Origin of the sequence: Raineyella sp. W15-4 (genome assembly GCF_033170155.1) — a bacterium.
GTDB lineage: Bacteria > Actinomycetota > Actinomycetes > Propionibacteriales > Propionibacteriaceae > Raineyella.
This window is the reverse complement of record NZ_CP137079.1, coordinates 1599155-1614411: the sequence shown is the minus strand read 5'-3', so window position 1 is coordinate 1614411 and position 15257 is coordinate 1599155. Positions and strand designations below refer to the sequence as shown.

Annotated in this window: 15 protein-coding genes; 6 read left to right on the top strand and 9 right to left on the bottom strand. The window is 70.2% G+C overall.

Annotation, left to right across the window (positions count from 1 at the left end; translation table 11 throughout):
• The first annotated feature begins 10 nt into the window (after positions 1-10).
• Together R0145_RS07495 and R0145_RS07490 are read left to right on the top strand one after the other, a co-directional pair.
• Positions 11-514 (top strand): carbonic anhydrase, encoded by a 504-nt coding sequence (locus tag R0145_RS07495; protein ID WP_317690191.1) that lies wholly within the window; start codon positions 11-13, stop codon positions 512-514.
• Positions 515-528: 14 nt separating this feature from the next.
• Positions 529-912 carry a DUF393 domain-containing protein gene (locus R0145_RS07490; RefSeq protein ID WP_317839726.1) on the top strand — a complete coding sequence of 128 codons (384 nt, stop codon included), beginning with the start codon at positions 529-531 and terminating at the stop codon, positions 910-912.
• A 61-nt stretch (positions 913-973) separates the two neighbouring features.
• On the opposite strand, the gene R0145_RS07485 is transcribed toward R0145_RS07490, so the two are convergent.
• Together R0145_RS07485 and R0145_RS07480 are read right to left on the bottom strand one after the other, a co-directional pair.
• Positions 974-1186, bottom strand: coding sequence for a DUF6186 family protein (locus R0145_RS07485; protein ID WP_317690189.1), 213 nt, complete (start codon positions 1184-1186; stop codon positions 974-976).
• Positions 1183-1974 carry a hypothetical protein gene (locus R0145_RS07480; RefSeq protein ID WP_317839725.1) on the bottom strand — a complete coding sequence of 264 codons (792 nt, stop codon included), beginning with the start codon at positions 1972-1974 and terminating at the stop codon, positions 1183-1185. Before R0145_RS07480 ends, R0145_RS07485 begins: the two co-directional genes overlap by 4 nt.
• Before the next feature lie 184 nt (positions 1975-2158).
• Here R0145_RS07480 and R0145_RS07475 point away from each other — a divergent pair, with 184 nt between their 5' ends.
• Positions 2159-2647: an SRPBCC domain-containing protein gene (locus R0145_RS07475; RefSeq protein ID WP_317839724.1), complete on the top strand. Its 489-nt coding sequence runs from the start codon at positions 2159-2161 to the stop codon at positions 2645-2647.
• Positions 2648-2761: 114 nt separating this feature from the next.
• Here R0145_RS07475 and R0145_RS07470 read toward each other — a convergent pair whose 3' ends face one another.
• Positions 2762-4852, bottom strand: coding sequence for a type IIA DNA topoisomerase subunit B (locus R0145_RS07470; RefSeq protein ID WP_411742086.1), 2091 nt, complete (start codon positions 4850-4852; stop codon positions 2762-2764).
• A gap of 282 nt (positions 4853-5134) precedes the next feature.
• Between R0145_RS07470 and R0145_RS07465 the strand changes: the two genes are divergently transcribed.
• Positions 5135-5338, top strand: a complete 204-nt coding sequence (locus tag R0145_RS07465; protein WP_317839723.1) for a hypothetical protein — start codon at positions 5135-5137, stop codon at positions 5336-5338.
• A 153-nt stretch (positions 5339-5491) separates the two neighbouring features.
• On the opposite strand, the gene R0145_RS07460 is transcribed toward R0145_RS07465, so the two are convergent.
• The 4 genes from R0145_RS07460 to R0145_RS07445 all read right to left on the bottom strand — a co-directional run bounded on the left by R0145_RS07460 (position 5492) and on the right by R0145_RS07445 (position 9782).
• On the bottom strand, positions 5492-6241 hold the full coding sequence (locus tag R0145_RS07460; RefSeq protein ID WP_317839722.1) for a hypothetical protein: 750 nt from the start codon (positions 6239-6241) through the stop codon (positions 5492-5494).
• Positions 6242-6323: 82 nt separating this feature from the next.
• Positions 6324-7676 carry an RNA polymerase sigma factor gene (locus R0145_RS07455; protein WP_411742085.1) on the bottom strand — a complete coding sequence of 451 codons (1353 nt, stop codon included), beginning with the start codon at positions 7674-7676 and terminating at the stop codon, positions 6324-6326.
• Positions 7677-7835: 159 nt separating this feature from the next.
• A complete protein-coding gene (locus tag R0145_RS07450) occupies positions 7836-8225 on the bottom strand; it encodes a universal stress protein (RefSeq protein WP_317839721.1) in 390 nt (129 codons plus the stop codon).
• A 63-nt stretch (positions 8226-8288) separates the two neighbouring features.
• Positions 8289-9782, bottom strand: coding sequence for a glutamate--cysteine ligase (locus tag R0145_RS07445; protein WP_317839720.1), 1494 nt, complete (start codon positions 9780-9782; stop codon positions 8289-8291).
• Between the two features lie 105 nt (positions 9783-9887).
• On the opposite strand from R0145_RS07445, the gene R0145_RS07440 reads away from it, so the two are divergent.
• Together R0145_RS07440 and R0145_RS07435 are read left to right on the top strand one after the other, a co-directional pair.
• Positions 9888-12113: a S9 family peptidase gene (locus R0145_RS07440; protein ID WP_317839719.1), complete on the top strand. Its 2226-nt coding sequence runs from the start codon at positions 9888-9890 to the stop codon at positions 12111-12113.
• 132 nt (positions 12114-12245) lie between these two features.
• Positions 12246-13250 carry an RNA polymerase sigma factor RpoD/SigA gene (locus R0145_RS07435; RefSeq protein ID WP_411742084.1) on the top strand — a complete coding sequence of 335 codons (1005 nt, stop codon included), beginning with the start codon at positions 12246-12248 and terminating at the stop codon, positions 13248-13250.
• A gap of 137 nt (positions 13251-13387) precedes the next feature.
• On the opposite strand, the gene R0145_RS07430 is transcribed toward R0145_RS07435, so the two are convergent.
• On the bottom strand, positions 13388-14263 hold the full coding sequence (locus tag R0145_RS07430; RefSeq protein WP_317839717.1) for an acyl-CoA thioesterase: 876 nt from the start codon (positions 14261-14263) through the stop codon (positions 13388-13390).
• A gap of 3 nt (positions 14264-14266) precedes the next feature.
• On the bottom strand, positions 14267-15184 hold the full coding sequence (locus R0145_RS07425) for a PAC2 family protein (RefSeq protein WP_317839716.1): 918 nt from the start codon (positions 15182-15184) through the stop codon (positions 14267-14269).
• Positions 15185-15257 lie beyond the last annotated feature (73 nt).

Below are 15257 nucleotides of genomic sequence, written 5' to 3'. Positions count from 1 at the left end.
GGTCGAAGTCATGCACCCTGCGGACTTCGCCGACCTGCTCGAGAACAACGCCCACTACGCAGAGGCCTTCACCGACGGCGGGTTCGACGGCATCGCCAAGGCGGGTGTCCTGATGGTCACCTGCATGGACTCCCGGATCACCCCGCTGCAGATGATCGGGCTGCGGCTCGGCGACGCCAAGATCCTCCGTACGCCGGGTGGCCGGGTCACCCACGACGCCCTGATCGGCTGCATCCTCGGTGTCCACCTGCTCAATGTCGACCGGATCATGGTGGTGCCGCACAGCCGCTGCGCGGTCGGCTCCGGGGACGACAAGTTCCTGGCCGACAAGGTGCACCACGCCACCGGCGCAGACATCTCCGGGATGGTGCTGGGCAGCACACCGGACCAGGAGGCCGGCCTGCGCTTCGACGTGGCGCTGCTGCGTACGCATCCGCTGCTGGTCGGCCGCGACGTCCTGGTCGGTGGTTTCCACTACGACGTGGACTCCGGCCGGCTGACGCAGCGCTACTGAACGTCTCGGCAGCAGTGACGACGGGGTCCGGTCGGAGCGGAGTCTTCCTCTACGACCCCGACTGCGGGTTCTGCACCGCCTCGGTGGAGTTCCTGCGACGACACCTGCGCAGTTCCATCGACTACGCACCGTACGTAGGCCACGACCTGGCCGGTGTCGGGCTGACCGAGGACCAGTGCCGTCGACAGGCCTGGGTCGTCCTCGACGACGGCCGGACCGCGGGCGGCGCGATGGCCTTCGCCGAGGTGCTCTCCCACGGTGGCCCGGCGGCGATGCCGATCGGGCGGCTCCTCCGAGCGCCGGGAGCCCGCCAGGTGGCACAGGCGGTGTATCGGTTCGTGGCACGGCACCGCCATCGGCTGCCCGGCGGGACGGGCGGCTGTCGGACCGACCGGTGAGCTGCACGACGCCCTCGTCCACTGCCCTCCGCGATGCCGACCGTTCGCCGGGATGCCTCCGTCAGGGATCGAGGGTGGGGCCGACGAGGAAGTGCCAGCCGAGCCACCACCAGAAGCCGACGAGCAGGATCCTGGTGGCCCGCGAGGCGAAGACCGTGCTGAGCAGTCGGTGCAGCGGGGCGATGTGCTCGGGGTGCCGCCGGGAGTACGACGCGAGCAGCACCCCCAGCAGGACGATCACGACGTAGGCCCCGACCGTGACGACGCTGCTCATCCGCGGTCACCTCGAGAGTCGTCCTGCCGTCGGCCACCCTCCCCGACGCCGCCATCCGGCCGATCACTCCTCCGCTGCCCGCCACCCGAGGACCTGGTCCCCGACGAGTCAGCTCCATCCGGGCCCGGCCGGCCGGCCGGGGCTGGCCCGCGTGAGCCGCTCAGCCACGCCAGCCGGGTCAGCTCCCGGCCGACCAGCAGCCAGACCACGACCACGGCGGCGCGGGTCAGCGGCCCGTTCATCAGCGGGTCGACGAGGTCGCTCACCGCCGGCGGTGGGTCCGGGGTCCGGGTGAAGCCGAGCAGGAAGGCACCGAGTTCCCAGAGCCCGAGGGTGGCGGCCAGCGCGGCCCAGGCGAGTCCCGCCCGGCTGAGCGGCACTCGCTCGCCGTCGGGGACCACGTCCAGCGCCGCGGCGAGATCATCGCGTCGTCCCCACACCAGCGGCGCCGCAACGACACCCAGGGCGGCGACCACACCGAGGTCGACCGGGCCGGAGCGCGGGGCGATCACCAGGGCCAGCCCGGCCGCGATGAGCACGGCGGCCAGGATCGACTCCGCGATCACGATGCCCCGATGCGATTCCGGCAGCCGGATCCTCGGCAGCGGCAATGCCCCCAGAGCGCCGAGGAGAGTGATCGCGAAGAGGCCCGCGAAGATCGCTGCGTCCCGCGGTGACGGCCGGATCAGCTGCGAGACGACGATGAGCACGAGCACGACCAGGCAGACGATGTCGACGACGCGTCCCGGACGGGTGGCAGCCCCGGGTCGGCGAGAGTGACCGGACATCGCGACTCCCCTCCGGCGCGATGCCTCGGAAGTGAGAGCGAGCTCGCGCCCGCCTGCGATGGTAGCGGGTGCATGTCTCACCCCGGAGACTCATCGAGGGCGACGGCGGGCGGATCGGATCAGTCTGCCGCTACGGTCGGAGCGAATGTGACCTCCACCACATCAGGTGGCCTAGACTGAGGTGATGCCGCACACCGACATCGGACGGGCCGTCATCAAGGCCACCCCCGACGCGGTCTTCGCGGCCCTGCTGGACGCCGAGGCCAGAGCGGTCTGGCTCCCGCCGACCGGGATGACCGGCCGGTTCGAGTGGTTCGACGCCCGGCCCGGCGGCGGCTACCGGATGGTGCTCCGCTACGACGATCCCACCGTGCCCGGCAAGTCCGGAGCGAACACCGACGTCACCGAGGTCCGGTTCGTGGCGATCGAGGGCCCGACCCGGGTGGTCGAGGAGGCCGACTTCGTCGCCGACGACCCACGGTTCGCCGGGACGATGACCATGACGTGGACAGTGGCGCCGCACCCGTCGGGAAGTCTGGTCACCATCACCGCCACCGACGTGCCGGACGGGATCGACAGCGCCGACCACACGACGGCCTTCGCCTCGACCCTGGCGAATCTCGAGGCCTGGCTCCGTGCGCAGGAGCTTTGCCCGCGCAAAGTTGCCGAATGACACGCAGATCTGCACGGGTGAAACGTAGAGCTGTGGCCCTGTGTCCCCGACACGACCCATCGTGCGCCCCGTCATTGCAGGACTGACCCGGAAGGCAGCACTGACCCGGACGGCTCAGACGTCGATGTGCTCGTGGTCCAGCCGGTAGGCACCGTCGATGATGAACTCCTTGCGCGGCGCCACCTCGCTGCCCATCAGCATCTCGAACACCTCTTCGGCCCCCGCGGCGTCCTCCAGGGTCAGCCGGCGCAACGTACGGTGCCGCGGATCCATCGTGGTCTCCATCAGCTGATCGGCATCCATCTCCCCCAGGCCCTTGTAGCGCTGGGGTTCCTTGAACCGGGTGCCCTTCTTGGTCAGCTCGGCGCGCTTGCGCTCGTACTCGGCGTCCGAATAGGTGTAGAGGTACTTCTCCTGGCCCTTCTTCGGATTGGTCAGCTCGAACCGGTGCAGCGGCGGCACTGCACTGTAGACGTGACCGTGCTCGATCATCGGGCGCATGTAGCGGAAGAACAGCGTGGCCAGCAGGGTCCGGATGTGTGCCCCGTCGGAATCCGCGTCCGCCATGAAGATCACCTTGCCGTAGCGACTGGCGTCGATGTCGAACGTACGCCCCGACCCGGCCCCGACCACCTGGATGATCGAGGCGCACTCGGCGTTCTTCAGCATGTCGGTGATCGACGCCTTCTGGACGTTGAGGATCTTGCCGCGGATCGGCAGCAGCGCCTGGTACTCGGCGTTGCGGGCCCGCTGGGCGGTGCCGAGCGCCGAGTTACCCTCGACGATGAACAGCTCGCAGCGATCCACATCGTTACTGCGGCAGTCCTTGAGCTTGGCCGGCAGGGTGGACGACTCCAGTGCGTTCTTGCGCCGCTGGGCCTCCTTGTGGATCCGGGCCTGCACCCGGGTACGGGAGGCCGCGACCACCTTCTCCAGCACGGTCCGAGCCTGCTGCTTGTCATCGCGTCGGGTCGAGGAGAAGAACGTCCCCAGCTCGGACTCGACCACCCGTGCGACGATCCGGGTGACTGCCGGGGTGCCGAGCACCTCCTTGGTCTGTCCCTCGAACTGCGGCTCGGCGAGCCGTACGGTGACGACCGTGGTGAGCCCCTCCAGGACGTCGTCCTTGGCCACCTCGTCGCCGTTCTTCAGCAGCCGGGTGCCCTCCAGCGCCTTGCCGATGGCCCGGACCAGGCCCCGGTCGTAGCCCTGGACATGGGTGCCACCGGAGGGGGTGGCGATGATGTTGACGAAGGACTTGGTGATGGTGTCGTAGCCGGTGCCCCAGCGCAGTGCGATGTCCACCCCGAGATCGCGGGTGACGTCGGTGGGGGTCATGTGGCCGCGCTCGTCGAGCACCGGCACGGTCTCCTCGAAGGTGTCGTGCCCCTGCAACCGGATCACGTCGGTCAGCGGTGGGTCCTGGGCCAGGTAGTCGCAGAACTCCGAGATGCCGCCCTCGTGGTGGAACACCTCGACCTGCGGCTGCGGTCCCCGCGCGTCGGTCACCTCGATCCGCAGCCCGGGGACGAGGAAGCTGGTCTGCCGCGCCCGGGCGTGCAGGTCGGGCACCGACAACCTGGCGTCCTTGAGGAAGATGCTGTGGTCGGGCCAGTAGCGGATCGTGGTGCCGGTGGCGCCCTTGGGGGCCCGGCCCGCCCTGACCAGGCCGCCTCTGGGGGTAAAGGCGGCGGTCGGGCCCTCGCCGTCGAAGCCGCCGGGGGTGCCGTGCCGGAACGACGTGGTCCACCGGGCGCCGTCGCGGGCGACGGTGACGTCGAGCCGGCTGGACAGGGCGTTGACCACCGAGGCGCCCACACCGTGCAGACCACCGGAGGCTCCGTACGATCCGGAACCGAACTTGCCGCCGGCGTGCAGCTTGGTGAGCACCACCTCGACGCCGCTCAAGCCCGTTCGCGGCTCGGTGTCGACCGGGATACCGCGGGCGTGGTCGACTACGGTGATCGACCCGTCACCGCCCAGCGTCACCTCGATGGCGTCGCCGTACCCGGCCAGTGCCTCGTCCACGGCGTTGTCGATGATCTCCCACAGGCAGTGCATCAGGCCCTTGGTGTCGGTCGAGCCGATGTACATCGCCGGCCGCTTGCGGACGGCCTCCAGTCCCTCCAGCACGGTGAGGCTGTGGGCGTCGTACACACGGGGTTCGGAGACGTGGGAGACGGGGTCGTTGGCGGAGGTCGGCACGGACCGAGCCTACCGTTCGCCCGTGGAGGGGCCCCGGGACGACATGCTCCCCGACCGCGTCACCCCTCGCCGGAGCAGCCGTCACAGGATCGAGACACTCCCGTCATCGACGAGCACTTGTCTCCTTGGTCCCGGCGGTACTCTCAGAGGGAACAAGGACGTGTGGCTGGACGTTTCATCCACAGCACCCGACAGAACGACTCGACATCACGAGTCCGCTGCGCGACCGAGTTCTCCGCCCCCGGCGCACCGGCCATTCGGCCGGAGAAAGTGAGGCCCACCATGAGCACGACGACCACCACGGTCCAGGATCCCGCACTGACAGCCGCCGACCGCTGCGACCGCTGCGGCTCGAAGGCCTACCTCCGGGTAACCCTCGCGAGCGGCGGACAACTTCTCTTCTGTGCACACCACGCCAAGGAACACGCGGAAGCTCTGGCCAAGGTGGCCGCGCGGATCCAGGACGAGACGCATCTGCTGTCCTGATCCGAAAGGCCGACCCGTCCGGGTACTGATCTCCGGGCCCCGCCCCTCCGTCAGACCGAACCTCCGACCGTATGGACGCCGAATCCCCCGTCACCGCCACGGTGACGGGGGATTCTGTCGTTCCGCAGGCCCGGTCACTGCCCGCAGGCCCGGTCACTGCCCGGTGTCGGCATAGGTGCGGCATGTCCCGTCCGATACCGGGCCCGCGGCGACCTGGTGCGTGGACGCCGGATCGACGATCACCCGGCTGGTGCCGGTGATGGCAGCCATGCACGAGTCGGACACGGCGCGATCACTCCCCGCGCCGTCGACGTACACGTCCAGCCAGGTGGAGGCGTCGGCCGGGTAACCGCGATGACAGGCACCGTTCTGGGGTGCGCGCCCGTCTCCGCAGGTGTCCTCGACGATCAGGTAGCGCTCCAGCTTGGGCACGTAGAACCGGGTGCCGGCCGGCCAGTCGAGGACGTCGTTGCCGCCGGTGATGGAATGACCGACCGCGACGGTGATCGGGTCGGCGTAGCTGCCGGTGCCGCCGGCATGCGAGTGCACGATCGGGTCGGCCACCGTGGCTGATCCGGCGGGTGTGTTGTCCCAGTAGGAGTAACCGGTGAGGAAGGCGGTGATCGTACGTTCGGTGTCCGTACGTGCGGGCGCCGCGCTGCCGGTCGGGGTCGGTGTGGTGCTGGAGGCGTCCGCGGAGGGCGACGCGCTGGCGCTGGCCGAGGGGGATGCCGTTGCCGACGGGGACGGCGCGGAGGCAGTGGCCGTGGACCGATCCTGGGAGCGGCTGGTGCGATCACCCGCCCCCACTTCCATCGGGGCGGAGGCAACGGGAACGGAGATGACGGGTTCGCCGCCGGGGCGGACCAGAGCCACCGCCGTGACGCCGGCGGCCAGCGCCACGGCGGCGCCGGTCAGGACCAGGCCGCCGACCCGCCGCCCGGCTGTCCGACCCGGGACGGGCAGCCGGATGGACCCGAGGGGCTCAGTCCAGGTAGTCCCGCAGCACCTGCGACCGCGACGGATGCCGCAGCTTCGACATCGTCTTCGACTCGATCTGCCGGATCCGCTCCCGGGTCACGCCGTAGACCTTGCCGATCTCGTCCAGCGTCTTGGGCTGACCGTCGGTCAGCCCGAAGCGCATCGAGACCACGCCGGCCTCCCGCTCCGAGAGCGTGTCGAGTACGTCGTGGAGCTGCTCCTGCAGCAGGGTGAAGCTCACCGCGTCGGCGGGGACCACGGCCTCGGAGTCCTCGATCAGGTCACCGAACTCGGAATCGCCGTCCTCGCCCAGCGGGGTGTGCAGGGAGATCGGCTCACGGCCGTACTTCTGCACCTCGATGACCTTCTCCGGGGTCATGTCGAGTTCCTTGGCCAGCTCGTCCGGCGTGGGTTCGCGACCGAGGTCCTGCAGCATCTGCCGCTGCACCCGGGCCAGCTTGTTGATCACCTCGACCATGTGCACCGGGATGCGGATGGTCCGGGCCTGGTCGGCCATCGCGCGGGTGATCGCCTGCTTGATCCACCAGGTGGCGTACGTGGAGAACTTGTACCCCTTGGTGTAGTCGAACTTCTCGACCGCACGGATCAGGCCCAGGTTGCCCTCCTGGATCAGGTCCAGGAAGAGCATCCCGCGGCCGGTGTAGCGCTTGGCCAGCGACACCACCAGGCGGAGGTTGGCCTCCAGCAGATGGTTCTTGGCGTTGTGCCCGTCGTTGGCGATCCACTCGTAGTCGGCCAGATCGTTCGGTGCGAGCTTGCCGTCGTCCTCGGCGAGCTTCTCCTCGGCGAACAGGCCGGCCTCGATCCGCTTGGCGAGTTCGACCTCCTGGGCCGCGTTCAGCAGCGAGACCTTGCCGATCTGCTTCAGGTAGTCCTTCACCGGGTCGGCGGTGGCCCCGGCGACGGTCACCTGGACCTCGGGCTCGTCGGAGTCGTCGGACTCCGCCAGGCTGAAGCCTTCCTCCTCGTTGATCTTCTTCTCGTCGACCTCGGCCTCTTCGACCTTGAAGTCCTTGTCGTCGACCTCGTCGAGGTGGCGGCCCTTCTCGCCGCCGCCGATGGTGATCTCGACCTGGTCGCCCACCCGGGTCGCCTCGACCGCGGTGTCGGCGGTCTTCTTCGCGGGGGTCTTCTTGGCTGTCTTCTTCGCGGTGGTCTTCTTGGCAGCAGCCCGCTTGGCCGGGGTGCCCTGTCCGGCAGCCGCCTTCGTGGTGCCGCCGGTCCCGCTGGTCGTCTTCGCGGTGGTCCTGCGAGCCGTCGCCTTGCGTGCGGCGCCCTGCGGCCCCCCCACCGTCGGTTCGGAGGAGTTTTCCTCAGCAGCTGATGACACAGACAACCTCTCTGCTCGGTGTCTCGGAAACACACGGGCGCGCAGAACCAGACCGGTCGATGCGCAGACCTGCAGGCCATTGTGACACGACCGGGCAAACCCGTCCTAATGACTGTGGCAGGACCGGTGCTCGTCCGGACGGCTCGGCGGACGGGGAGACCGGGGTCAGGATCCGGCGGTCGCGGCGGACTCCGGCCAGCCGCATTTCACGGTCACAACCGGGCAGGGCGCCTCCAGCAGCACCCGTTCGGCGGTGTGCCCGAGGAGCAGTCGACCCTCGGCCGTACGCCGTCGCAGGCCGATGACGATGGCGGGGGCACCGCAGTCATCGTCCCCCTCTGCCGCGCACGCGGCGCGCAGCAGGTGGTCGGCGAAATCGTCACCGGGACCGCACTGCTCCCACTCCCAGGTCAGGCCGACCAGCAGGTCCCGGGCGTTCTCCGGCACCGCGGGCTCACGACTCACCACGTGCAGGACGGTCCGGTCGTGGCGCGCCCGCGCCACTGCGTGGGCGAGCGCCGCCCGCCCCTCCTCCGACGAAGAATGAGCCACCACGGTACACACGCTCGAACGGCCTTCCCTGCTCGTTACGCGACGCTCCCCGGACGCCGCCTCGAATCATCCGGACGACACTGGCCACTCGTGGACGGGGACGTTCGACCTCATCAGGCCGACGTACGAAGCGAGCATATCCCTCAGGGCCGCCCTGCGGTCCAGACCGTCCGCCTCCCGGGCCGCGACTTCGGCGACCTGCCAGCTGGCGCCGTTGCGGCCGAGGAGGCACCGGCGCTCCACGATGCCGAGCAGCCGGTCGATCTCCTCCCCCGCCACGCCGCGGTCGGCGAGCCCCTCCGCGGCCAGTGGCAGCAACGTACGGACCACCAGTTCGTGGCCCGGCACCTGTCCGACACCCGGCCAGTACTGCTGGGCGCGGATGCCGTCGCGCATGGCGGCGCGGAAGTTGTCCTCGGCCGCCCGGAACGACATCGCCGCCCAGACCGGCGCGTCCTGATGGGCCAGCGCGTGCACCAGCCCGGCGTAGAACGCGACGTTGGCGATGGTGTCGATGACCGTGGGCCCGCCGGGCAGCACCCGGTTCTCCACCCGGAGGTGGGGACGGCCGTCCGGGGCGGAGAAGATCGGCCGGTTCCAGCGGTAGATCGTCCCGTTGTGCAGGCAGAGTTCCGGCAGCTGTGGGACCCGCCCCGCCTCCAGCTCGGCCTCCGGGTCCTCTGGGCCGGTGATCGGCAGCAGCGCCGGGAAGTAGCGCCGGTTCTCCTCGAACAGGTCGAAGATCGAGTCCACCCACCGCTCGCCGAACCACACCCGGGGGCGGACGCCCTGCTCGACGAGCTCGGCACTGCGGGTGTCGATGCTCTGCTCGAACAGCGGCACCCGGGTCTCCGCCACCAGGTGGCGCCCGAACAGGAACGGCGAGTTCGCCCCGATGACCAACTGGGCCCCGGCGATCGCCTGGGCGGCGTTCCAGTGCGCCGCGAACTCCTCCGGACTCACCTGCAGATGCACCTGGGTGGAGGTGCAGGCGGCCTCCGGCATGATCGAGTCCGACTCGATCACCAGGTGCTCCGCGCCCCGGATGTCGATCAGCAGGTTCTCCTGCCGCGATTCCAGGATCTGGTCGTTGAGCAGCAGATAGCGGCCGCCCGCAGAGATGTTGGCGATGTCGAGGTGGCGCGGCTCGAGGGTCGGCAGGGTGCCGGTCATCACGATGGCCGGCGCACCGGCCAGTCCTGCGTCGTCCACCCGGTCCTGGGCCCGGGTGAGGGCGCCCGACACGGCCTGTTCGAAGGAGCTCAGCCCGCGCGGCCCCAGCGACCGGGGCTCGACGTTCAGCTCGATGGTGAACCGGCCGAGTTCGGTGGTGAAGTCCTCGTCGGCGATGGCGCGCAACGCCTGGGCGTTGACCATCGCCGGTCGCATCCCTTCGTCGACCAGGTTGAGCTCGACCTCGAGCCCGGCAAGTTTGGGCTCGGTGACGAACTCCACCTCCTCCAACAGGCGGCCCAGCGCTGCCACGTCCCGGCCCACCTTGCGGCGGTAGCGACTGCGATCACGACGATCGAAGGTCCGGATCTCGACTTCGGCTCCCATGGACTCCATGATTCTGGCGTCGGCGCCCCGACGCAAAGGGGTGCCGATCGGAGTGACGGCGCTGCACCCGGCGACCATCCGGTGCGTCGCCACTAGGGTGGAGCCGTGTTCGACTCCGCTGACACCCGCCCGAGCGGCGCCCCCCGTGCCGCGCGTCTCCCCCGGGAACGCACCCACCACGGTCACACCTTCCTCGACCCGTACGAGTGGCTGCGTGACGACGACCCGGCGGTGACGGCCTACCTGCGGGCGGAGAACGACTGGTTCGACGCGTGCACGGCCGATCAGGAGGAGCTGCGGCGCTCCCTCGTCGCCGACATCGCGGTCCGGACCCAGCAGACGGACCTCAGCGTGCCGGTCCGGGTGGTGCACGACACCGACCGCGGGCCCGTCGCATACTGGTATTACCGCCGGTTCGTGGCGGGCGACAGCTATCCGGTCCAGGTGCGGCTGCGGACCGACGCCGGTCCCGACGAACTGCCACCGCGGCCGGCGGACGCCCCGGACACGGAGGAGATCCTGCTCGATCTCAATGCCCGGGCCGAGGGCCACGACTTCTACCAGGTCGGCCTGCTCGACGTCTCCCCCGACGGCACCCTGCTGGCCTGGTCGGAGGACACCACCGGCGACGAGCGGTTCATCGTGCGGTTCCGCGACCTGGTCACCGGGGAGGAGCTGCCCGACACCCTGCTCGAGGCAGCCTGGGGCGGTGTCTGGGCCGGGAACGAGGCACTGGTCTTCACCCGGTGTGACGAGGCGTGGCGGCCGTTCCAGGTGGTGGTGCACGAGCTGGGCACCCCGGCCGGCGAGGACCGGGTGATACTGACCGAGACCGACGAGAAGTTCTGGCTCTCGGTGGACGCCTCCCGCGACCGTCGCTGGGTGGTCGTCGCCTCGGCTAGCAAGGACAGCACCGAGTGCGCCCTGCTGCCCGCGACGGACCCGTACGACACGCCGCGGGTGGTGCTGCCCCGCACCCCCGGCCTGGAGTACGACGTCGAGGTCGGCCCGGACCGGCTGTGGATCACCCACAACGCCACCTTGGGTGAGGAACGCGCGGTGGACTTCGCCGTCGCCACCGCCCCGTTCACCGCCGGCACCCTCGACGACTGGACCCCGGTGGTGCGGCCCTGCCCGGGGGTCCGCGTCCTCGGAGTCGACGCGTACGCCACCCATCAGGTCATCCACGTCCGCCACGACGGCGCCCTCGACGCGTACGTCGTCCCGGCCGGCGCCTGGCAACTGCCGGCCGCCGAGCCGGTGCGGGCGGACCTGCTGCCCGGTCGGTCCGTCGCCGCCGCGCTGGCCGGGGTCGGGACCGCGGGGCCCGCCACGGTGCAGGCGCTGCCACTGCCCGAGCTGCGCCCGCACCGGATCCGGGCCGTCTTCACCTCGCTGGTCGATCCGCAGACCGTGGTGGAGTGCGAGCTGTCGACCGCCGGGGCGCTGACCGACGAACCGGCCCACGTGCTGCGGCGGACGCCCGTCCTCGACCATCCCGAGCACGGTGCCTACCGCCCGGAGGACTATCTCCAGTCGCGGGTGTGGGCGACCGCCGACGACGGCACCCGGGTGCCGATCTCGGTGGTGCACCGCCGCGACGTCCCGCTCGACGGCACCGCCCCTGCCCTGCTCTACGGTTACGGGGCGTACGAGATCAGCATCGACCCGGAGTTCAGCATCCCACGGCTGTCCCTGCTCGACCGCGGCTTCGTGGTCGCCCTCGCCCATGTCCGGGGCGGCGGTGAGCTGGGGCGCACCTGGTACGAGGACGGCCGGCTGCTCCACAAGCGCAACACCTTCACCGACTTCGTCGCCTGCGCCCGGCAATTGGTCACGGCCGGCTACACCCGGCCGGAACGACTGGTCGCCGAGGGCGGCAGTGCCGGCGGCCTGCTGATGGGAGCGGTGGCCAATCTGGCGCCTGACGACTTCGCCGGCATCCTGGCCGAGGTCCCGTTCGTCGACCCGCTCACCACCATCCTCAAGCCCGAGCTGCCCCTCACCGTCACCGAGTGGGAAGAGTGGGGCGACCCGCTCACCGACCCGGCGGTATACGACTACCTGGCCGGCTACTCCCCGTACGAGAACGTGGCCGCCCAGCACTACCCGAAGATCCTCGTCACCAGTGGGCTGCACGACACCCGGGTGGCGTACGTCGAGCCGGCGAAGTGGGTGGCGGCGCTGCGGCACGCCGCGGCGAACGCGGACGCGGACATCCTGTTGCGGGTGGAGATGGAGGCCGGTCACGGCGGGGTCTCCGGCCGGTACGAGGGGTGGGCGGAACGTGCCCGGGAACTGGCCTGGGTGATCACCGTCGCGGGGGCCTGATCCTCCCGGATCGCCGGGCGATCCTTGGTCGCCCGGCATATCATTGACGGGTCAACCCTGACCGGTCACAGCACCATATCAGGGTCGGCTCAGGGTGACCTCGGGAATGAATTCCACGCTGAGGGACGTTCAATGTCCGTAGGCAACGGAAAGGGGCCCCCTGTGGCTACGACGCGCACACGCACCAGTGATGGCATCGACGGCAAGGACGCGGTCGGGCTGTACCTCGACGGCATCGCCAAGACCCCGCTCCTGAGCGCCGACGAGGAAGTCGCCCTCGCGAAGAAGATCGAGCTCGGACTCTACGCCGAGCACATCCTGTCCGGAGACGTCACCACGGCCGATCGTCGTGCCGCCGTCGCCGAGCGTGAGGGGCTGACCCTGCGCCGCCCGACCACCGAGGAGCTCGAGTTCCTCGTGGCCGAGGGGCACGACGCCATGCAGCGGTTCGTCCAGGCCAACCTACGCCTGGTCGTCTCGGTCGCCCGCAAGTACGGCCGCGGTCAGATGCCGCTGCTCGACCTCGTCCAGGAAGGCAACACCGGCCTGATCCGGGCGGTCGAGAAGTTCGATTACTCCAAGGGATTCAAGTTCTCGACGTACGCCACCTGGTGGGTGCGTCAGTCGATCTCCCGCGGGATCGCCCAGCAGGGCCGCATCGTCCGGCTGCCGGTGCATGTCGCCGAGCAGGTCAACCAGGTCGGTGCCGTCCGCCGCACCCTGGAGCGTGCCCTGGGGCGCGAGCCGGAGCTGGCGGAGATCGCCGCGGAGATGGGGCTGGAGGAGGACAAGGTCGTCGACCTGATCCGGTTCGGTCACGACCACGTCAGTCTCGACGCCCCGGTGGAGCAGGACGGTGACACCGCCCTCGGTGACCTGATCGCCCGGGAGCCGATGCCCGGCCCCGACGAGGTCGTCCTGGACGCCGAGGACCACGCGTTCCTCGAGGAGCTGCTGTCCACCCTGGACGATCGCTCCGCCGATGTCGTCCGCCGCCGCTACGGGCTGCTCGACGGCCGCCAGGCCAAGCTCGCCGACATCGGCGCGGTCTGGGGCATCACCGCCGAGCGGGTCCGGCAGATCGAGCGGCACGCGATCACCCAGCTGCGGGTGCGCAGCGAGGAGATGGCTGCCTGACAACCGACCTCGGGTCGGTCGCTACGAGAAGAGTCGGCCGGGGTGGCCGGTGTTCATCACACCGCCACCCCGGCCGATCCGCGTCTCCGCGCCCGATCCGTCTCCGCCCAGCGGCGGTCCGGGCCGGAGCCGGACCGCTACGCCTTGCGCACCAGCCCCTCCTGCGCCTGGGTCGAGACCAGCTCGCCGTGCTGGAACACCCGGCCGAGGGCCAACGCGACCGCCATCGATGCCGAGGGCGACACCTGCTCGAAGAGCATCCAGTCGTCCACTCGGAACGGGCGGTGGAACCAGGTGGAGTGGTCGAGCGACACCGCCATCAGCTCCGGGCTGAAGCTCAGCCCGTGGCTGACCAGGGTGGTCGACAACAGCGACACGTCGGACAGATAGGCCAGGATGCAGTCGTGCAGCCGCTGGTTGACCACCGGATCGGTGCCGACGTCGGGGATCCGACCGTTCGTCCGGTACCAGAACCGCTGGGCGGACGGGTGCGCGGCATGCTCCTTCGCCTCGCCCACCCACCGGATGTCGAGGACACCCCACTCCGCGTCGACGTCCAGGAACGGCAGCCCCATCCGCCGGTAGACGTTCTCCGTCTGCGGCCCGCCGTCGAGCCGGGGGCAGTCGTCCGGGCCGGGGATGTCCGGCGGCAGGGAGTCCTGGTGCTCCAGCCCCTGCTCGGGGACCTTGAACGACGCCGACAGCCGGAAGATCTGCTTGCCGTGCTGGCGGGCGGTCACCGACCGGGTGGTGAAGGTGCGACCGTCGCGCTCGGAGGAGACGTAGTAGATCAGCGGCGCGTCGTACTGCCCCTGCCGCAGGAAGTAGGCATGCAGGGAGTGCACCCGCCGCTCCAGCGGCACGGTGAAGTAGGCCGCGGCGAGGGCCTGGGCGAGCACCTGGCCACCGAAGACCCGCTGCAGGCCGGACTGTGGATTTCGGCCCCGATAGAGACCGAACTCGATCTCCTCCAGTCGCATCAGGTCGATGAGTTCGTTGATGCTCTTGGGCACCGATCATCCTTCCGGGGTGTCACCGTCCCCGGTGTCGCGGCGACGGTCGTGTTCGGCCAGAAATCGTTCGAACTCGGCGGCCAGTTCGTCCGCGCTCGGCAGATCCCCCACCAGGGTGCGGAACTCGTCGTAGTTCGACTCCAGGATGGAGACTACCGCCGGACCGTTCTCGGTGGCTGCGACCTGTTCATCGATGTCGGCACGGTTCGCCTGCGCCCGTTCCTCCAGCCGCCCGGGCAGCAGGTTCAGCCCGCAGGACGCCTGGATGGCCTCGAGGGCCGCCAGCGCCGACGCCACATGCTCCGATTTGCCCAAGTAGTAGGGCACGCACACGTCGATGCCCATCGTCCGTTCGCCCTTCTCGCCGAGTACCGCCTCCAGGTACGCCCCGAAGGTGGCCGGCACGGTGAGCGCGCCGCGGAACGCGTCCCACGGCCGCAGCACCAGCTCCGGATCCGGGGAGTGGGTGAACACCTGCGGGGGCCGGGTGTGCGGGACCCGCATCGGCAGCCCCGAGAGGTCGACCGTGAGGCGTACGCCGAGGCCGGCGCCGAGCTCCACGATCGCCGCGACCGCCCGTTCCCACAGCAGCATCGGCTCGGGCCCGACCAGGGCGAGGAAGGTCTCCCCGGCCGCGTCGGTCATCGCGTAGAGCACCAGCTCGGCTGACGGGGTGCGGGTGAAGTGCCCGTCCTCGAAGTCGAGCATCGGCCGCCGGTCGGCGTACTGGGTGAGCAGGTCGAGGTCGAAACGGACCAACGGTCGGTGGGGGCAGTGTTCGAGCAGGTGCTCGGCGACGAGCGGCTGCAGCTGGCCGGCGCTGCCCGCCCCGTCGAGCAGGAGCACCAGGACCGGACGCTTCCCGTCCAGGTCGGCCCACCCGTCGGGGTTCAGCCGGTAGAGCGGAGGGGAGGCGGACATGGTCCCCACAGTACCCGGACGGGCGGCGGGGACGACCACTGTGCGCGGCGCCGGCTCACGGGGAGGGTGGGGT